The sequence below is a fragment of the Rhizobium sp. BR 362 genome (genome assembly GCF_036528765.1).
Taxonomy (GTDB): Bacteria; Pseudomonadota; Alphaproteobacteria; order Rhizobiales; family Rhizobiaceae; genus Rhizobium.
Genome location: NZ_JARWGH010000003.1, coordinates 70,859 through 89,726, shown reverse-complemented (window position 1 = coordinate 89,726; position 18,868 = coordinate 70,859). Strand labels below are relative to the sequence as shown.

The 18,868-nt window shown below is 59.9% G+C and carries 20 protein-coding genes; 7 read left to right on the top strand and 13 right to left on the bottom strand.

Annotated elements, in window-relative coordinates:
- The first annotated feature begins 262 nt into the window (after nt 1-262).
- On the top strand, nt 263-1,609 hold the full coding sequence (locus QDY28_RS04790) for an Nramp family divalent metal transporter (protein ID WP_331380525.1): 1,347 nt from the start codon (nt 263-265) through the stop codon (nt 1,607-1,609).
- 48 nt (nt 1,610-1,657) lie between these two features.
- Here QDY28_RS04790 and QDY28_RS04785 read toward each other — a convergent pair whose 3' ends face one another.
- Together QDY28_RS04785 and QDY28_RS04780 are read right to left on the bottom strand one after the other, a co-directional pair.
- Nucleotides 1,658-2,434, bottom strand: a complete 777-nt coding sequence (locus QDY28_RS04785; protein ID WP_331380524.1) for a tRNA1(Val) (adenine(37)-N6)-methyltransferase — start codon at nt 2,432-2,434, stop codon at nt 1,658-1,660.
- A gap of 8 nt (nt 2,435-2,442) precedes the next feature.
- Nucleotides 2,443-2,673: a putative signal transducing protein gene (locus QDY28_RS04780; RefSeq protein ID WP_331380523.1), complete on the bottom strand. Its 231-nt coding sequence runs from the start codon at nt 2,671-2,673 to the stop codon at nt 2,443-2,445.
- A 108-nt stretch (nt 2,674-2,781) separates the two neighbouring features.
- Between QDY28_RS04780 and QDY28_RS04775 the strand changes: the two genes are divergently transcribed.
- The 4 genes from QDY28_RS04775 (at nt 2,782) to moaB (ending at nt 7,256) form a co-directional block, all read left to right on the top strand.
- Entirely contained in the window at nt 2,782-3,798 is a 1,017-nt protein-coding gene (locus tag QDY28_RS04775) for a polyprenyl synthetase family protein (protein ID WP_331380522.1), read from the top strand.
- A 124-nt stretch (nt 3,799-3,922) separates the two neighbouring features.
- The gene (locus QDY28_RS04770; RefSeq protein ID WP_331380521.1) at nt 3,923-5,782 is read left to right on the top strand and encodes a tetratricopeptide repeat protein; all 1,860 of its coding nucleotides are present in this window, start codon (nt 3,923-3,925) and stop codon (nt 5,780-5,782) included.
- 8 nt (nt 5,783-5,790) lie between these two features.
- A complete protein-coding gene (locus QDY28_RS04765) occupies nt 5,791-6,702 on the top strand; it encodes a 4-(cytidine 5'-diphospho)-2-C-methyl-D-erythritol kinase (RefSeq protein ID WP_331380520.1) in 912 nt (303 codons plus the stop codon).
- The gene (moaB, locus tag QDY28_RS04760) at nt 6,702-7,256 is read left to right on the top strand and encodes a molybdenum cofactor biosynthesis protein B (RefSeq protein WP_331380519.1); all 555 of its coding nucleotides are present in this window, start codon (nt 6,702-6,704) and stop codon (nt 7,254-7,256) included. The genes QDY28_RS04765 and moaB overlap by 1 nt, the downstream gene beginning before the upstream one ends.
- A 37-nt stretch (nt 7,257-7,293) precedes the next feature.
- Here moaB and QDY28_RS04755 read toward each other — a convergent pair whose 3' ends face one another.
- Both QDY28_RS04755 and QDY28_RS04750 read right to left on the bottom strand, forming a co-directional pair.
- A complete protein-coding gene (locus tag QDY28_RS04755) occupies nt 7,294-7,608 on the bottom strand; it encodes a hypothetical protein (RefSeq protein ID WP_331380518.1) in 315 nt (104 codons plus the stop codon).
- Between the two features lie 183 nt (nt 7,609-7,791).
- Nucleotides 7,792-8,310: a glycosyl transferase gene (locus QDY28_RS04750; protein WP_331380517.1), complete on the bottom strand. Its 519-nt coding sequence runs from the start codon at nt 8,308-8,310 to the stop codon at nt 7,792-7,794.
- A gap of 240 nt (nt 8,311-8,550) precedes the next feature.
- Between QDY28_RS04750 and QDY28_RS04745 the strand changes: the two genes are divergently transcribed.
- Both QDY28_RS04745 and QDY28_RS04740 read left to right on the top strand, forming a co-directional pair.
- Complete coding sequence (locus tag QDY28_RS04745; RefSeq protein ID WP_331380516.1) at nt 8,551-9,708, top strand: PA0069 family radical SAM protein; 1,158 nt, start codon at nt 8,551-8,553, stop codon at nt 9,706-9,708.
- A 203-nt stretch (nt 9,709-9,911) separates the two neighbouring features.
- Nucleotides 9,912-10,571, top strand: coding sequence for a ribonuclease HII (locus QDY28_RS04740; RefSeq protein ID WP_331380515.1), 660 nt, complete (start codon nt 9,912-9,914; stop codon nt 10,569-10,571).
- Nucleotides 10,572-10,594: 23 nt separating this feature from the next.
- On the opposite strand, the gene QDY28_RS04735 is transcribed toward QDY28_RS04740, so the two are convergent.
- The 9 genes from QDY28_RS04735 to corA all read right to left on the bottom strand — a co-directional run bounded on the left by QDY28_RS04735 (nt 10,595) and on the right by corA (nt 18,703).
- Nucleotides 10,595-11,362: a phosphotransferase gene (locus QDY28_RS04735; RefSeq protein WP_331380514.1), complete on the bottom strand. Its 768-nt coding sequence runs from the start codon at nt 11,360-11,362 to the stop codon at nt 10,595-10,597.
- A 137-nt stretch (nt 11,363-11,499) separates the two neighbouring features.
- Nucleotides 11,500-11,991 (bottom strand): F0F1 ATP synthase subunit B, encoded by a 492-nt coding sequence (locus QDY28_RS04730; RefSeq protein ID WP_331380513.1) that lies wholly within the window; start codon nt 11,989-11,991, stop codon nt 11,500-11,502.
- Between the two features lie 3 nt (nt 11,992-11,994).
- Complete coding sequence (locus QDY28_RS04725) at nt 11,995-12,588, bottom strand: F0F1 ATP synthase subunit B (RefSeq protein ID WP_331380512.1); 594 nt, start codon at nt 12,586-12,588, stop codon at nt 11,995-11,997.
- Nucleotides 12,589-12,667: 79 nt separating this feature from the next.
- The gene (locus QDY28_RS04720) at nt 12,668-12,895 is read right to left on the bottom strand and encodes a F0F1 ATP synthase subunit C (RefSeq protein ID WP_028750571.1); all 228 of its coding nucleotides are present in this window, start codon (nt 12,893-12,895) and stop codon (nt 12,668-12,670) included.
- 69 nt (nt 12,896-12,964) lie between these two features.
- Nucleotides 12,965-13,717, bottom strand: a complete 753-nt coding sequence (locus QDY28_RS04715; RefSeq protein WP_331380511.1) for a F0F1 ATP synthase subunit A — start codon at nt 13,715-13,717, stop codon at nt 12,965-12,967.
- Between the two features lie 79 nt (nt 13,718-13,796).
- Nucleotides 13,797-14,141, bottom strand: coding sequence for an AtpZ/AtpI family protein (locus tag QDY28_RS04710; protein WP_331380510.1), 345 nt, complete (start codon nt 14,139-14,141; stop codon nt 13,797-13,799).
- Between the two features lie 314 nt (nt 14,142-14,455).
- A complete protein-coding gene (locus tag QDY28_RS04705) occupies nt 14,456-15,634 on the bottom strand; it encodes a cell wall hydrolase (RefSeq protein ID WP_331380509.1) in 1,179 nt (392 codons plus the stop codon).
- Nucleotides 15,635-15,806: 172 nt separating this feature from the next.
- Nucleotides 15,807-17,708, bottom strand: coding sequence for a potassium transporter Kup (locus QDY28_RS04700; RefSeq protein ID WP_331380508.1), 1,902 nt, complete (start codon nt 17,706-17,708; stop codon nt 15,807-15,809).
- 17 nt (nt 17,709-17,725) lie between these two features.
- Nucleotides 17,726-18,703 (bottom strand): magnesium/cobalt transporter CorA, encoded by a 978-nt coding sequence (corA, locus tag QDY28_RS04695; RefSeq protein ID WP_331380507.1) that lies wholly within the window; start codon nt 18,701-18,703, stop codon nt 17,726-17,728.
- Nucleotides 18,704-18,868 lie beyond the last annotated feature (165 nt).

Genomic DNA, 18,868 nt, shown 5'->3' with positions numbered 1-18,868 from the left:
GATGTATGCACGGAAATGGCAAACGCAACATCCATCATCGTATTTCGCGCCCGCTTCCCTTCGCGACCGCAGGTTTTTCGCCGAAAGGCAAGAAGTACAGAAGAAGGCTTTCGCTGGCATCGCGCGGCCTGGGTTACTGCGGATTGCAGGAATGCCACACCCGGCGCGAACGAGACCGGGAATGGCTTTTCTTGTTGCGAATGAATTGCATTATCATTCTAAACCACTAACCTCTCGCGGTATCGAAGCCTGCGGAAGCCCCATGGATCTTATGAAACCCAAGTCTGACGCCGGCTGGCGCCATGACCGAGAAGAGGCCACTCTTTCCGATGTGTACCGCTCGGTCGAAACCGCCAAGGGCGGTTCGGTACTGCGTCGCGTCGCCGCCTTCGCAGGTCCGGGCTATCTTGTCGCGGTCGGCTATATGGACCCTGGCAACTGGGCGACCTCGCTCGCGGGCGGATCGAAATTCGGCTATGCGCTGCTGACCGTCGCATTGTTGTCCAACATCATGGCCGTGGTGTTGCAGGCGCTTTGCGCGCGCCTTGCAATCGCCACCGGCCGCGATCTTGCCCAGGCCTGCCGGGATGCCTTTCCGGGCTTCGTCTCCGTACCGCTGTGGGCGATGGCGGAGATCGCCATCATCGCGACGGATATTGCAGAAGTCGTCGGCACCGCCATCGGCTTAAATCTCGTTTTCGGCCTGCCGCTCGAACTCGGCGTGCTGGTGACCGCCTTCGACGTGTTTCTCATTCTTTTCCTGCAGCGGCTGGGCTTTCGCTGGGTAGAGGCGTTGATCATCACCCTGCTCGGTGTCATCGCCTTCTGTTTCGGCATCCAGGTCTTCCTTGCCGATCCCAATTGGGGTGAGGTCATCAAAGGCTTTTTCCCGACGAGCGAGATCGTCCGGGATCCGAACATGCTCTACCTCGCGCTCGGCATCCTCGGCGCGACGGTCATGCCGCACAATCTCTATCTGCATTCCGGCATCGTGCAGACGCGCGCCTTCGGCCATACGCTTTCGGAACAGAAAGAGGCGCTGACCTATGCCACGATCGATTCGACCGTGGCGCTGACCTTCGCTCTGCTCATCAATGCTTCCATCCTCATTCTCGCCGGCGCGGCGTTTCACGCACATGGCCACACCGATGTCGTGGAACTCGCACAGGCGGAATCGCTGCTGGCGCCGCTTCTCGGCCTGGCGATCGCACCGACGCTGTTCGGGATCGCGCTTCTCTGTTGCGGCCTCAACTCCACGGTGACGGCAACGCTTGCCGGGCAGATCGTGATGGAAGGTTTTTTGCGGCTCAAGGTGAAGCCTTGGCTGCGCCGCATCGTGACGCGCGGACTGGCAATCACTCCAGCCGGGATCGTCACCATATGGTACGGTGATTCCGGTACGGCGGATCTGCTGATCCTGACTCAGGTCGTGCTCAGCCTGCAACTTTCCTTCGCTGTCTTCCCGCTGGTCATGTTCACCGCCGACAAGACCAAGATGGGCGATCTCGTCGCACCGCGCTGGCTGAGCACCGTCGCCTATGTCATCGCCTTTGCCATCGCCATCCTGAACGTCAAGCTGATCTTCGATGCGTTCCGAGGCACGCCCTGAATTCCAGCGATCCTACCGAAAACCGCGTCATGCCCGCGGGATGATCCTCTATTTTCGGGAATAAGCGGCGCGGCCATTGTTGAGGTCGTCGACGAAGTCGGAGAATTTGTGCGTTCCCTCGCCATGCATGATCAGCGGCGCCCGCAGCGCCAGCCGCGCGCGTGAGCCCTTGATGGCAGTCACCAGGATGCGAACGGCATTTTCACCCTCCCGCGGATGAATCGGCGTGATCTCGATGCCGCCGAAACGGCGGCCGCAGGCGGCGATGATCTCTGCAATCGATTGCGGCCGGGCAATCAACGACAATTGACCGCCGGGGATCATGATTGCGCCTGCCGTCCGCACCCAGCTTTCGAACAGGCCGTCAGTCATCGCATGCGCCTGCGCTTTCAGCGCGTCCGGCGTCAGCCTGTCACTGGCATCGTTGAAGGGTGGGTTCATGATGACATGATGGAAACTGTCATCGATCAGACCCGCGTCGTTGCGGGCCTTCGCGGTTAGGCTCACATCGGCCTCGATAACGGCGACGCGGTCGGCGAAGCGGGCATTTTCTGGAAGCTCAAGGCTCTTGCGGGCAAACTCGGCCATTTCCGGCGAGCGCTCGAAAAGCACCACCTCAGCCCGTTCCAGCCGTGAGGCCACCGCCATGCCGGCGGCACCGGCGCCCGCGCCGAGATCCGCCACCCTGATATTCCGGTCATCGGCCACCAAAGCCGCGAGCAACATGGCGTCCATGCCGGAGCGATGGCCCCTGCCCTTCGGCTGGACTATATGGAAGGCACCGCGATGGAAGGCATCGATGGTTTCGGAAGGATTGCCGGCCATGGCGGAGTTCAGCCGCGCGCCGGGCGCAGTTCGTCGCCGAGGCCGGCATCGATAAGAATGCGCCGGGCCTGATCGGCACGCTCATCCTCGACCAGGAAGCGACGCGGCAGCATGCCGAGCGAGCCCTCGAGAACGCTCATGGCCTGATCCGCGACGAAGCAATGAATCCCGGCATCCTTCATCAGGCTCTCGGCGAAGGAGAGTAAAACGGGGTCATTGGTGCGTATCAGCTCGTGCATAAGCCTTGGGTTTCCTGTCAAATTTACGAGACGAGACAAATCGCCTCTTGCCGCCTCTTTCGCCCCTTCTTATTGTGCTTTGCAGAAAATGAACAGGAGTCCGGATCGTTGGGCGTCGTGATACCGCTTGAAGAAAGCAAGAATAAACTGGCCTCCATCAAGCCATTGGTGGACCTGACCAAGGCGGATATGGAACGCGTCAACCAGCTCATCCTGTCGAAAGCCGGCTCCGATGTGCAGATGATCCCGGAAGTTGCCGAGCATCTGATCTCTTCTGGCGGCAAGCGCCTGCGGCCGATGCTGACCATCGCCTCCGCCGCGCTTTATGGCTATCAGGGCGACAATCATATCAAGCTCGCCACCTCGGTCGAATTCCTGCACACGGCGACATTGTTGCACGATGACGTGGTGGACGAAAGCGATCTGCGCCGTGGCAAGTCCACCGCTCGCATGATCTGGGGCAACCAGGCGAGCGTCCTTGTCGGTGACTTTCTGCTCGGCCAGGCTTTCAGCATGATGGTCGAAGTCGGTTCGCTGGAGGCGCTCGACGTGCTGTCGTCTGCAGCTTGCGTCATCGCCGAGGGTGAGGTGCTGCAGCTTTCCGTCTCCAAGAACATGGAAACAACGGAAGACGATTATCTCTCCGTCATCCGCGCCAAGACGGCGGCGCTGTTTGCCGCCGCCGCCGAAGTCGGACCGATCGTCGCCAATGCCGGCAAGGCCGAGCGCAATGCGCTGAAGTCCTACGGCACCAATCTCGGCCTCGCCTTCCAGCTCGTCGACGACGCGCTGGATTACGGCGGCAAGGCCGCCGATCTCGGCAAGAATGTCGGCGACGATTTCCGCGAGGGCAAGATCACGCTCCCCGTCATCCTCGCCTATCGCCGCGGCACCGAGAAAGAGCGTGCTTTCTGGCGCGATGCCATCGAGACCGGCAACAATAGCGACGAGAACCTGGAAAAGGCGTTGGGTCTGATCACCAAATACGGTGCGCTCACCGACACCATCGCCCGTGCCGTTCACTACGGCACTATCGCCCGCGACGCGCTGGCGCCGCTACCGGAAACGCCGTGGAAATCCGCGCTCATGGAAGTGATTGATTTCTGCATCGAACGTGTGAACTGATCACAGCCGGCCGAATTTCTTGCAGGACCGCTTCAAAAAAGCCATCCTGTTGTGAATCAATTGACACGAACGCTTTATGCCGCCGGCGCTCTCACCGGCAAATCCCTTGATGAAAGGCTTACTAATGCGGCAGAGACTTGCCATTCGTTTCCTCTCGGGCGCAGCCCTGGCGGCGATCCTTTCGATGGCAGCGCTGAACAGCGCGCACGCCGTGAATGCCCCGGAAGCGCCGGAGGCGAGCACCCCGGTGACATTCGATGCGGAAAACGTCGACACCTTCGCAGGCGCCTTCCTTGCTGCCCGTACAGCCGATGTCGACCATGATTATGAAACCGCAATTTCGCTTTATAAAAAGGCGTTGATGATCGAGCCGGGCAACCCGGAGATCCGCCAGCGGCTGATGATCTCGCTGCTGCTCAACGGCAATCTCGATGAGGGCGTGAAATACGCCAACGAGCTGAAGAACGATCCCTCGGTCGAACGCGTCACCACCATTGTACGCGGCATGGACGCCATCCGCCGGCATGACTACAAAGCCGCGCAGGAAATTCTCAAATATGAGGGTCCGAACGATCTGGACCGGATGATGGCCGGTCTTCTGCTTGCCTGGGCCCGCGCCGGCTCCAATCATGGCAAGGAAGCGATCGCCATGATCGACAGGATGAAGGGGCCGGACTGGTTCAACATCTTCAAGAATTATCATGCGGGCGCAATTGCCATCACCATCGGCGATACCAAGTCCGCCCGCTCGCACCTGAACGACGCCATTCTCGACAAGGCGGGCGGCGCAACGGCTCCAGACACATTCATGCGTGCAGTCATGGCGCTTGCGGAGCTCGAAGCCAAAGCCGGCGACAAGCAGAAGGCATTGGATGCCGTTTCGGTCGGCGACAACCTGATCAACAATTACGCGCCGCTGAACGCGCTGCGCGATAGCATCAACAAGGGCGAAACGCCGCAGCAGCAGGTGACCGACAGCACGCAGGGTGCCGCCTCGGTGCTCTTTACCGTCGGCGCGGCGCTCAACCGTGACGGCGCCGAAGATGTCGTCTCGCTTTATCTGCAGATCGCCAATACGCTTGATCCCAAGAGCGCCGACACGCTGGTTCTGCTTGGAGGACTTGCGGAAAAGCAGGAGCAGATGGACCGCGCCATCGCCTTCTACAAGAAGGTGCCCAATAACTCGCCCATGGCCCGCATCTCCGAGCTGCAGCTCGGCCTTGCGCTCGCCCAGTCTGGCAAGGTCGACGATGCGCGCAAGCATTTAAAGGCGCTGATCGATTCCGATCCCAACGATATCCGCAGCTATCTCGCCTATGGCAGCGTTCTTTCGGACGCCAAGGACTTTCAGGGCATGGCGGACAATTACGACAAGGCCGCTGAGGTTATCGGTGCCGTGCCGAACCGCGGCGACTGGGCCGTATTCTTTCAGCGCGGCATCGCCTATGAGCGGCTGAAGAAGTGGGACAAGGCCGAGCCGAATTTCAAGAAGGCCTTGGAGCTGAACCCCGACCAGCCGCAGGTCCTGAACTATCTCGGCTATTCCTGGGTCGATATGAACCTGAATCTCGACCAAGGTCTAGATATGATCAAGAAAGCCGTCGATCTGAAGCCGGATGATGGCTACATCGTCGATTCGCTCGGCTGGGCCTATTTCCGACTCAATCGCTTCGACGATGCGGTGAACGAGTTGGAGCGTGCCGCACAGTTGAAGGCCGGCGACCCGACGATCAACGACCACCTGGGCGATGCCTATTGGCGCGTCAACCGCAAGCTGGAGGCGGTTTACCAGTGGAACCGCGCGCTGGCTTCCAAGCCCGAGGACGCGGATATTCCGAAGATCAAGGAAAAGATCGCCAACGGCCTGCCAGCGCTCGACAACGATCCACGGACGGTCGACAAGACCAAGCAGCCCGATCCGGCTCCGGCGGTAACTCCATCGCCCAATACGACAACGCCGCCGCCGGCCGATAAGAAGTCCTAACACTTTCGATGACCGTGATCTTAGCGGCTGATGATTTCGACCTTACAGAGGAGGCGCCCGCTAAGATCAATCTGGCCCTGCACGTGACGGGCCAGCGGGCTGACGGGTACCATCTGCTCGACATGCTCGTTACTTTTGCCCGGCATGGCGACCGCCTTGGCTTTCGCGCAAGCGCGCGTGACGAATTCAGCCTGTCCGGACGCTTCTCTCCCCTTCTTGCCGAGGAGAGTGCGGGCGGCAATCTGGTGCTGAAGGCGCGTGATCTGCTACGACAAGCGGCTCATGACGCGGGTTTCGAGGCGCCGCCCGTCCACATCCATCTTGAAAAGAACCTGCCCGTCGCGTCCGGCATCGGCGGCGGCTCAGCAGACGCCGCGGCGACTCTCCGTGCGCTGACGCGGCTTTGGGGTCTCTCCCTGCCCTCCGACACGATCACGGCAATTGCGCTGAGGCTCGGAGCCGATGTGCCGATGTGCCTCGTCAGCCGGCCGCTGATCGCACGCGGTATCGGCGAGTCGATCGAGTTGCTGCCGGACTTTCCGTCCTTCGCCATGGTGCTCGGCAATCCCCTCGTCGGCGTTTCAACGCCGGAGGTGTTTCGTCTGCTTGGCCGGAAGGACAATCCCCCGTTCGCACTCTCCTGGCAGGCAAAAAGCGGGCGCATGCAATGGATCGAGACCATCAACGGTTTGCGCAACGATCTGGAGCCGCCGGCGCGCACGCTCTGCACCCAGATCGCCACGCTCTCGCAGTTGATCGACAGCCAAGGCGCGCTCACCACGCGCATGTCCGGCTCCGGCGCCACCTGCTTCGGCCTTTTCGATAATATTGAGCAGGCGACGGCGGCGGCGGTCTCGCTTCACAGCTTGAGGCCGGATTGGTATTTTCAGGCGACCGAAACGATAGCGGGAGGGACATGATGGCCGGTCCAAGCGAAGCACGATCCTTCATCCCCGTCGGCATCGCGGTGCTGACCGTTTCCGATACGCGCGCGCTGGCCGACGATAAATCCGGCGATACGCTGGTTGCCCGCATTGCGGAAGCCGGTCACAGATTGGCGGCCCGCGCCATTGTTCCGGATGACAAGGAGCGTATCCGAAGCCAGGTGGAAGCCTGGACGCGCGACGACACAATCGACGTTGTCATCACCACCGGCGGCACCGGTTTTACCGGCCGTGATGTCACGCCCGAAGCGCTGGAGCCCTTGTTCGAGAAGCGGATGGATGGTTTTTCCGAGGTGTTCCATCGTATCTCCTACGACAAGATCGGTACGGCGACGATCCAGTCGCGGGCAACCGGCGGCGTCGCCAACGCCACTTTCATCTTCGTGCTGCCGGGCTCTCCGGGCGCCTGCAAGGATGCCTGGGACGGCATTTTGAAGGCGCAGCTCGACTACCGGCATATGCCCTGCAATTTCGTGGAGATCATGCCGCGGCTCGACGAACATCTAAAGCGCGGTGCCAGCTCGAAGTAAGCCGCTTCGCCCGGGCGATACCGGCTTCTCCAAATCCCTATGCCTTCGATCCGGGCAAGGCAGGAATTGATTCCCATTTCTGGCCCGTGAGGATCACGCAGCTCCGGCCGGAGACATTGGTGACCATCATTGTCCAACTGCCGCTTTCGGCGGCGAAGATTTCGATGATCGTCTTCCGATCAAGCTGGCCGATGGCCGAGAGCTTTTCGGAATAGCGCGCATCCAGGAAAGCGACGATATCGGCGCGCTGAGCGCATGCGAGCATCGCCTGGGAAGCGGCTGAGTTGGGATGAAGAATTGCCGTTGCCACAAGGGCCGTTCCGATGAGCCGGCAGAGCATTGTGCGTCCCATGACGCACCTCCTTTCGCCGGAAATCCGGCAGAAGAGGAGAGTTCCGCTGACCTGCTCTGCCGCATACCGGCATCTTCATGGTCGGCCGCCCGAACGCGACACGCGAGACGTGCCGCCATATGAAAATTATGACAGCAATTCCCTCATTTTCAAATGGAATCTGGATTGATCACAAAGGCAGCGCTACCGCGCTGCGCGCGCGACCCAGGAAGGAATCAGTTCGCTCGACAGTTGGCGACTTTTATGCCCCTTGGCAAGCTCGGCGAGCCGCATGCCCGATTTGGCAGCGGCGATGGCCTGTCGTTTGGAGAGGAGCAAGCCCAGTTCCAGAGGCGGCAGGCTGCGGCTGATGCGCTGCAGCAAAGGCCGGCGATAGCCGCGCGACGCGGTGAAGCGCGCCGGCACCTTGTTGAGCGAAACATATTCGGCGATCTCATCGATCCAGCCCGCTTGCGGGCGGGCGCCGGGCTCGACGAAAAGCAGCCATTCACCGCGCGCCGACTGCAATATGTCTTTGATATCCCACTGGGAATAGAAACGGCAGCCGGCGGCGTCTGCGACATGCGAGGTGCCGTCGCGTGAGCCATGGTCGAGCACGACGACGTCGCACACGAGCCCTTCGATCGCGCCCGCCACCAAAACCGCCAATGTCTGCGCCAGTTCCGATTCCTGGTCCTGGCATTCAATGATTACCGTCAACATTGCCCATTTATAGAGCGGCGCACAATTTATTGCCAGCGTATAAACTTTAGAACCGGAGGGTTTGGAAGAAGGCCTGGCTGGTGTCAAAAATGCCGCCGCGACCTCCGCGCGTCCAAGTGGACATACCGCGCCACGGTGTATAGCTCCGCATTTTGTTCTTGCATTGTTCTCGTTTGTCGGATAGGAATTTAATCATCTTAGACGCGGCATGCGATGCCAAGCACCGCCCTGGAGTTACCGATGAACGAGCAGTCCCTTGCAGGGCAGGCCGCATTTGCGCCTGCCAATACGGCAGATGTTGCCAATGCTTTGATCGCCGACACCGGTCTCAGAGTAGAGATCGACCGCAGGCGCGGTCGCGGTGCCGGGCTGAACCCAAGCGGCCGGTTCGAGCCGCTGAAGCGTGAGACATTCGATGACGGCTGGCAGGCGCTGGAAGAGCTGCCCCCATTCAAAACCGAAGTGCAGGTGGAAAAGCCGCGCACGGCAATCACGCGCAACGATTCTCCCGATATCTCCTTCGATCGCTCCATCAATCCCTATCGCGGCTGCGAACATGGCTGCATCTATTGTTTCGCGCGGCCGACGCATGCCTATATGGGGCTTTCGGCGGGGCTCGATTTCGAATCGAAACTTTTCGCCAAGCCCGACGCGGCGCGGCTTCTGGAACGGGAACTGGCAAAGCCGGGCTATAAGCCGCGCGTCATCGCCATCGGCACCAATACCGATCCCTATCAGCCGATCGAGAAGGAATGGCGCATCATGCGCCAGATTCTCGAAGTATTGCACAAGGCGAACCATCCGGTTGCGATCGTCACCAAGTCGGCGCTGATCATGCGCGACATCGACATTCTCCAGGAGATGGCCGCCAAGAACCTGGTTCGGGTGGGCATTTCCGTGACGACGCTCGACCGCAAGCTGGCGCGCACTATGGAACCGCGCGCGGCGACGCCGCCGCGGCGGCTGGAGACAATCCGGGCGCTCAGCGAGGCCGGCATCCAGACGGCGGTCATGGTGGCGCCGATCATTCCGGCGCTCAACGACCACGAAATCGAGCGCATCCTCGATGCCGGCAAAGCCGCCGGCGCCATGGAAGCGAGCTATGTCATGCTGCGCCTTCCGCTCGAGGTCAGCCCGCTCTTCCGCGACTGGCTGCTACAGAACTATCCGGATCGCTACCGCCATGTCATGTCGCTGATCCGCTCGATGCGTGGCGGCAAGGATTATGATGCCGAATTCGGCAAACGGATGAAGGGTGCAGGCCCTTATGCCTGGCAGATCGGGCGCCGTTTCGAAATGGCGACCAAGCGGCTGGAGCTCACCCGCCGCAATATCGCGCTGCGCGACGATCTGTTTGTGCCGCCGGATGGCAGCGGCGTACAGCTTTCACTTCTCTGAGCGGTTCAGCTTTTCATGGAATCTTAGAACCGCTCTCTCTTTTTGTTTTTTCGCAATTCCGGACGGAAAACCGCTTCGCGCTTTTCCTGGAATTGCTCTGACCCTTTCCCGCGGGTTTCCCTGCCCGCCGGAAGAGCCCCCAGGTTCGCCGCCTTGATCCGCTGGGGGCTTGCAGGAGATCGGGTGGTGTGCGAGCTTGCCGCATGCCACGCAGCACACCATCCGATTCTCCCATGCTTTTCGACGAGAGCCCGATCGTTCCGACTTTCGAGCTTGAGCTGATTGCCCGCCGCGCTGGACACTGGCCTGTCGCCGGTGCCGACGAAGCCGGACGCGGGCCTCTGGCTGGCCCGGTGGTCGCGGCCGCGGTCATTCTCGATCCGGAGCGCATTCCCGAGGGATTGAACGATTCCAAGCAGCTTTCGGTCCTGAGACGCGAGGCGCTGTTTGTCGAAATACTTGCAACCGCCACCGTCTCGATTGCGTCCTCGAGTGCGGCCCGCATCGATATCACCGATATTCGCAAGGCAAGCCTGGACGCCATGCGGCGCGCCATCTGCAGCCTTGCCGTGCCAGCAAGTTATGTTCTGACGGACGGGCTGGATGTGCCTGTCGGTCTCGCCTGCCCGGGAAAAGCCGTGGTCAGGGGCGATGCCCGCTCCTTTTCCATCGCCGCCGCTTCGATCGTCGCCAAGGTGACGCGCGACCGGATGATGGCCCGCGCCGGAGACGTCTTTCCCGCTTACGGATTTGCGTCCCATGTCGGCTATGGCACGCCCGAGCATCGCGCCGGTATCGAGAAGCACGGCCCCTGCTCGCTGCATCGCATGAGCTTTCGGCCCCTTCGAAGGGAAGAGGCCTGACAGCCGCTTCCGCCTCCCTTCATTCAAAGGCCGGCTATGATCTCCTCGCGATGTTCGCTGATATAGGCGATATCGCACCGGTAGATTTGATCGTGACCTTCTTCGATGTTGCGACGATATCTTTCCACACCATTGGCCGCCTCTGTCTCCATAAAGGCGACCAAGGCATTCAGACGATCGACGATCATGCCCGGCAATGTCCGTCGCTGCTTTGCCGGCAGGCCATAGGCATCAAGAAAAATGCGAGTGCGGAGAATTTGCGTATCGAGCCCGCCGAGATCGTCGACCGCGATGCCAATGGATAGAGGCGCCCAGCGATAGATGGCGTAAGCGAGATCCCAGCAACGTGAACCGGGATGGGCTGTCTCGAAGTCGATGATGCCTATGAGCTCGCCACCGCTCAGAACAACATTATAGGGCGCGAAATCGCCGTGGCAGATCACCTCGAACGGCGGTCTCGGCGGCAATTGCCATATCTGATCCTCCAGCATCGGCCGCATAAACAGCCCGGTGTAGTCATGATAGCGCCGCAGCAGGCGCGCCGCCGACTGCAGGGCCTTCATAGACCTCATAGTCTCGCTTTCGTCCAGGTCACCGGTCTCACCTGGAAGAAAGCTCACCCTTTCCCACGTCCCGTCATATCCGGCGGACAATGGCGCATTTGCAAAGCCATGTGATTGAAGTGCGGAGAGCAGGGCGTGAACGCTCCCCGTCCAAGGGCGGGTGCGCCGACAGATGAGATCATCAAGTCGAAACGGCCCTTCGCCAATGTCCTCGGTCAGTGTCACCATCTCACTCCCTAAAAGCGGGGACGATATCAAGCTTTGGTTCAGAGCCGTAGTCCAATGCTGCCACTATCGACCGTCGCCTTCAAAAGCAAAAAGCCCGGTCGAAGCCGGGCTTTCTCAAAGATCGATTGCTTACGCGCTCAGTTCAGCCGCGCCTTCACTTCGCCGATGGCGTTGCTGAAGAGTTCGGATTGAACCGGGCCATCGGCCTTCTTGGCGAGGACCGATTCGGCAGCCGCGATAGCCAGATCGACAGCGGCGGAGCGGACCGCCTTCATCGCATCGGCTTCCGCCTGCTTGATCTTCTGCTCGGAAAGCGCCGTACGATTGGCGACGAATTCCTCCGTCTTCTTGCGGGCTTCCGTCGTCAGCATTTCAGCTTCGCGCTCGGCTGCCGCAACAATGTGGGCAGCTTCCGCTTCGGCTTCCTTCCGCTTGCGCTGGTATTCGGCCAGAAGATGCTGGGCCTCTTCCCGCAGGCGCTTGGCTTCTGCCAGATCGTTGCGGATCTGATCGGCGCGGTCGTCCAGCGACTTGGCCATCATGCCCGGCACCTTCAGATAGACGACGAGGCCGAGGAAGATGATGAGAGCGACGAAGGCAAAGAAAGTTTCGTCGAGACCGAATTCCATGGATCAACCCTCCCGCTTGACGGATGCTTCGGCCACAGCCGAAACGACGTCTGCCTGGCCGGCGACGTTGCCGACGAGCTGCTCGACAACGGCAGCGGCCGTTTCTTCGGCAATGGCTCCGACATCACCGAAGGCTTTTGCCTTGATCTCGGCGATACGCACCTCAGCGGCCTTCAGCTTCTCGGAAAGGCTTGCTTCGATCGCCTTGCGATCTGCCTCAGCCTTTGCCTTGGCGGCGTCGCGGGCGGTGGCGCCAATCGAATTCGCCTTGGCGCGCGCTGCGGCCAATTCGCTTTCGTAGGTCGCAACAGCAGCATCGGCTTCGGCCTTCAGACGCGAGGCTTCGTCGATATCCTGGGCGATGCGATCGTGCCGGCTTTCCAGAATGCCGCCGACGCGCGGGATGACGATCTTCTGCATGGCCACGTAGAAGATGACGAAAGTGATCACCAGCCAAAGGAGCTGTGACGGATACGTCGTATGGTCAAACGGCGGGAATACGCCTGCGTGATGGCCCTGATCGGGCGCACCCGTCTCCGTATGCACCGCGCCGGCTGCCGGCGGTGCTTCTTCAGCATATGCCGGGGTCACAAACATGCTCACCTCCAGGTGGTCTGCAAATACAAAGAATCACGGCCCGCTGTCCCGCGAACCGTGATCTATCATGCCGTTGATATCAGACGGCGAAGAGCAGGAGGAGAGCGATGAGCAGCGAGAAGATGCCCAGAGCTTCCGTAACGGCGAAGCCGAATACCAGACGGCCGAACTGGCTGTCAGCGGCAGACGGATTGCGAAGTGCGCCGGACAGGTAGCTGCCGAAGATGTTGCCGAGGCCGAGAGCCGTACCGGCCATACCAAAGCAAGCCAGACCTGCGCCGATGAACTTTGCTGCTTCCGCTTCCATGTTGAACTCCTTTGAAATGGTTGTTGCGGCGAATGACTGACGCCCTGCAGACGTCAATGTCGGTAATCCTTAGTGGCCACCCGGATGGATTGCGTCATTGATGTACATGCAAGTCAGCACCGCAAAGACGTAAGCCTGAAGGAAGGCGACGAGGAATTCGAGACCGGTCAGGGCGACGGTCATGATCAGGGGAAGAATGGCGCCGCCGATGCCGATCGCGCCAAGGGCTCCGAGCGAGGCAACGAAGCCTGCGAACACCTTAAGCGTGATATGGCCTGCCAGCATGTTGGCGAACAGACGAACAGAGAGAGAAATCGGCCGGGACAGGAAGGAGATGATCTCGATCGTCACCACCAGCGGCAGCAAAACGCCGGGCACGCCCTGCGGCACGAAGAGTTTCAGAAAGCCGAAGCCATGCTTGATGACGCCGTAAAGAATGACCGTCAGGATGACCAGAAGCGCCAGGGCGAAGGTGACGATGATCTGGGCGGTAACGGTGAAGAAATAGGGAACCATGCCGAGCAGGTTCGCCGTCAGGACGAACATGAAAAGCGAGAAGACCAGCGGGAAGAATTTCATCCCCTTGGTTCCCGCGCCTTCTTTCAGCATCGAGGCGATGAACTCGTAAGCCATTTCCGCAATCGATTGCGAGCGGCTCGGAATGACGCTGCGGGGTGCAGTGGCAAAATAGAGGAAGCCGGCAGAGATCACTGCCGAGGCAACCATGAACAAGGAAGCGTTGGTGAACGAAAAATCAATTCCGCCGATATCGATCGGGATAATCTTGTAGATCAGGAACTGATGGGTAGGTCCGTTTGCCACCGCTTGTTCTCTTTCATTTTCCCGCTCGTAAAAGCGGATGCCTCTCACCAGGAAACAGCGCCGCAGCGCCGCATCCGCCTCACTTCTTATCAAGCCCGTGCTTTTCAAGCATCGGTGTCGCCACCTTGCCCGCAGAGCGCAGAACATTCAGAACGCCGGCACAAAATCCGAGAAGCAGAAAAATGATCATGCCCCACGGCGCCGTGCCCACAAAACGGTCGAATAGATAGCCCAGAACAGCGCCGACGATGATGGCAGCAATGAATTCACTAGAAAGCTTCATCGCCTCGGCGTAGCCCTTGCGGCTCTCCTCGGCGCGAACCTCCCCTCGTTCATCCTCTCCCAACGCAGAGCGCTTGTTCACCAGTTCGGCTTCCAATTGCTCCCGTCGCTTTTCCAGACCTTCGTCGCGGTCGTCCGACATGGTGATTTCCTCCCATTTTCGTTGCGCGCAGCCCCATTACCCCGGTCAACGCATGAACGAACGGCAGGTTTCGCCACCTTTTCGGCCCGTTTTGAAGTCGCGCGCAACATAGTTTTAGGAAAAAGCATAGTCAAGGCGTAGGCGTCATCTGTCCAGCCATAAATTAGCCGAAATAAATCATGATCTTAGGCCGAAATCGCCATACCGGCGCAAAACTGGGCCTGAGAATCCTCTTCAGGCCGGGTTTTTCTGTGGCCTTTTTATCGCCCGCTCCGCACTCGCGGAACTGAGCCGTCGCGGTGCCCGACAGGCCGTCAGCTCCAACCGCCGCCATAGGTACGATAGAAGATGTGCATGCCAATACGGCCGACCTTCACCATCTCGGCCGCCCATTTCGGCCTGACGTAGACGGCGTGATAATGCGTGGCGGAACCGACTTCCGGCAGCCAGATCTTGCCGGCGGTCACGGCCATAGCGACCTGGCGGGTGACCTTCCAGTGTTCGGGCGAGTTGACGCGATCCTTGACGTTGTCGCAGGCAAAGGAAAACTGGCATGCATTGTGCCAATCATCGTTTTGATAGACGACGCCGCAGATGGTTTTCGGATAGGCGGGATTGCGGACGCGGTTGAGGATCACCTGTGCGACGGCCGCCTGCCCCTTTACCGATTCCCCGCGCGCTTCAAAATAGATGCCGGTGGCAAGGCATTGCTGTTCGTCCGAGGAAAAGACCGAAGGCGGCAAGACATTTGCGGCCCAGGCGTGATCATCAGGACCGATCTGCGGCACGAAGCGGCCCTGATTATCCTGATCCTTGGCGAGAATCGAATCGAAGGGGGAGACGCGGGCATAATCAGGCGGCGGCGACGCATAGGCAGCGGCGAGAACATCGGCATCCCGATTTGTTATCAGGCTTGCGAGATAGGACGGCACACTGTTGTCCGGCTTTGGCGGCTCTTTTCGATAGAAGGCCGTGGCGATCTGAATTTCCTTGCCTCCGATCTTCGGCTTCAGGAAAACCGTCTTGTCCTTGGTGTCCAACTCGGGCCGGAACAATAGGCTGTCACGCTGCAGCACGGAACCGGCGGAAAAATCCTTGGGCGGCTGCATCGGCGCAACGGCGACCACCCTGCTCTTCTTATCCTGCCGATTGATGCGATCTTCGTCCGGCCTGGGATCACTGCCCTTTTCCTGGGACAGGAACGCCACGCGGCGGCCGTCGGGCAGGACGAGACCGCCATCGCCAACGGCCGCAGCGGTCGACGCGTCGCCGAAGGCAAGCTCGGCCTGATGCGTCGAGCCTGCCGGCGAATTGGTGATGACCATGCGCCAGTTGCTGCTCCCCCTGTCAATGCCCGCCAATAGACCGGCAAGATCGGCATAGGCCACCGTCGAAGGAAAGATCAGCCATGCGCAAAACCCGAAGACGGCTGGCGAAGTCCAGTTTTTCGGCAGAAGACCAAACTTGCGAGGGATACGACGCGCGCGAGACAATACCGGACTCCAAACGGCACTCTGGACTAGGAGCCGAAATAATCTCGCATTAACCTTGATGGATGGTTAACTTTGGCCGCGGCCCCACCGCGCACCCATTCATGAGGCCGCAAGCAAAAGGCCCGGCGGGTACCCACCGGGCCTTCCATATAAGTGAGCCGATTGATCAGCGTCAGATGATGACGTGCGAGCCCAATTCCACCACACGGTTGGCCGGCAGGCGGAAGTAGTCGGAAGGATCGGTCGCAGCATTGGCGAGCGCGATGTAGAGCCGGTCCTGCCAATGCGGCATGCCCGACTTGGCATCCGGAACCAGCTTGCGGCGGCCGAGATAGAAGGAGGTCGACATGATGTCGAACTTCAGTCCGGTCTTGCGTAAGGTCGCCAGCGCCTGCGAGACGTTCTGCGATTCCATGAAGCCGAAGCGCAGCTCGACGCGCGAGAAGCGATCGGAAACTTTCTCGACCGAGTAGCGATCCTCCTGCAGCACGCGCGGCTTGTTGATGGTGCGGATCGTCAGGATGACGTTTTTATCGTGCAAGACGTGATTGTGCTTCAAATTGTGCAGCAGCGCCGCGGGCGCCGATTCCGGATCGCTGGTCAGGAAGATCGCCGTCCCCGGGACATGCGCCGGCGAGTGATCGCTTTTGCGCTCGATGGAGCTGACGAAGGATGACAACGGGATATCCGTATGCCGCGTCTTCTCCATCAAAATCGCCGTACCGCGGCGCCAGGTCCACATGATCACCGTGAAGGCGGTCGCGATCAGCACCGGAACGTAGCCGCCGTCGTGAATCTTCAGCAGGTTGGCGCCCAAGAAGACGAATTCCAGCAACAGCAGCGGCGTCAGAACGGCAATTGCCATGGGCAGCGTCCAGTTCCAGCGCACACGCACGAACTCGAAGGCCATGATCGAGGTAACGACCATCGCCCCGGTCACGGAAATGCCGTAGGCTGTCGCCAACGCATCCGAGGTTTTGAAGCTCAACACCAGGAAGATGACGCCGAAGAACAGCACCGTGTTAACGGACGGCAGGAAAATCTGGCCAGTATTGGTCTCGGAGGTGAAGAGGATTTCCATGCGCGGCAGGAAGCCGAGATGAATAGCCTGCCGCGTCAGCGAGAAGGCGCCGGTGATAACGGCCTGACTGGCGATGATGGTCGCGAGCGTGGCCAGAATGACCACCGGCAGGATCGCCCAATGCGGATACATCAGGAAGAAGGGGTCGGACATGGCGAGCGGCTGGCGCAGCACCAAGGCGCCTTGGCCGAGATAATTCAGGGTCAGCGACGGAAACACCAGGGCGAACCAGGCCCATTGGATCGGCCGGCGACCGAAGTGACCCAGGTCGGCGTAAAGTGCTTCCGCGCCGGTCACGGTCAGGAAGACCGCGCCAAGCACGACGACACCGAGAAAACCCTCGTTCATCAGGAAGGTGATCGCATACCAGGGGTTCAAAGCGGCCAAAACGCCGAAATCATCCGAGATATGCATGATGCCGACCGCGCCCATGACGATGAACCAAAGCGCCGTAATCGGGCCGAAGAAGCGCGCGACTGCGCCGGTGCCATGCGACTGGATGGCAAAGAGCAGCGCCAGGATCCCGACCGAGATCGGCACGATATAATCCGTGAGCCTCGGCGTCACCAATTTCAGGCCTTCGACCGCCGAAAGAACCGACAGCGCCGGGGTGATCATCGCATCGCCAAGGAAGAGCGCGGCGCCCAGCAGGCCCAACAGCATCAGAACGGCGGTGTGGCCGTTCGCCGTTTTCATCAGCAGCGCCAAGAGCGACAGCGTGCCACCTTCGCCATCGTTGTCTGCGCGCAGCAGAAAAAGGACATATTTGATGGTGACGATGATGGTGAGCGCCCAGAACATCAGCGAAACGAGGCTTATGACTTCGCCGCGCGTGAGGCCATCGGCGGCCACCGGTTTCAGCGCCTCGCGAAAGGCGTAAAGCGGGCTCGTACCGATATCGCCGTAGACTACGCCAACCGACCCCAAGGCGAGGTAAAAGAGTTTGCGTGGATTCATTTTCCCGTCGGGAGAATGATGGGTTTCGTCAGACATTCAGGATCACTAGACTCTCAGAGCCAGCCTTTCCAGCGAAAAAAGAGAAACGGAACGACGGCAGACACCACCATCAAAAGCAACGATGTCGGGTATCCATAGGCGAAATGCAACTCGGGCATGAACTCGAAGTTCATGCCGTAGACCGAGGCAACAAGCGTCGGCGGCAAGAAGACCACGGAGGCGATCGAGAAAATTTTGATGATGGCGTTCTGCTCGATATTGATCAGACCGAGCGATGCATCCAGCAGGAAGGTGACGTTACCGGCGACGAAGGACGCATGTTCGGACAAAGATTGCACATCCCGCGAGACATTGCGGCACAATTCCTTGGCCTCACGGTCCTGCTGCATGGCGGGGATGGTTTGGAGGAAGGTTAAAACTCGCGACAATGAACTCAGGCTGTCTCGCACCTTGCTGACCGTGCGGTGATAGCCTGCAATGTCTTTCAGCTTCTCTTCCAGATAGTTCGACGGGCGGCGGATTTTCTTCACCCGGTCGCCGAACACATGCACTGACAATATATCGATGCTTGAGACCGTCTGTTCAAGGACTTCGGCCGTGCGGTCGACGATTGTTTCCAGAAGTTTCGTCAGAAGCGCGACGCCCGTGCGCCGTTCCTGCGGTATACGCTGTAGCGCCGCAATGAACAGCGCAAAGGATTTCGGCCGTGCATAGCGGATGGTGATCAGGCGATGGCCGGTCAGGATGAAAGCGACGTCGGTCAATGTCGGCAGGCTGGTATCGGCTTTCCAGAGCAGCGATGCCGTCAGGAAAACCGAGCCGTCTTCGACATAGAGCCGGCTTGAGGGCTCGATGTCCTTCATATCTTCGCGCGTCGGGACCTCGAGCCCAAGCAGGCGCTCGATGTTCTCTTCTTCTTCACGCGACGGCTCGACCATATCGATCCAGACGGCGTTGTCCGGCAATTGGGCAATGGTCGACAGATCTGCCAATTCGAGCGGCTTGCAATCGGAGCAATAGGCCGTGATCAACGGATCGTCCTCGGCACGACGGAGGCAAAGCTATCACCACGGCGCTTTGTGCGCTCTTGCCGCGATGCTGCCGATGGACGTTGAGAAAAAATCATAAAACTCCGGGCGTATCCCGCCGGTTCGGCCGGGAATCCGTGTCCATGCTCCATTGCGCTGCTGTACCAA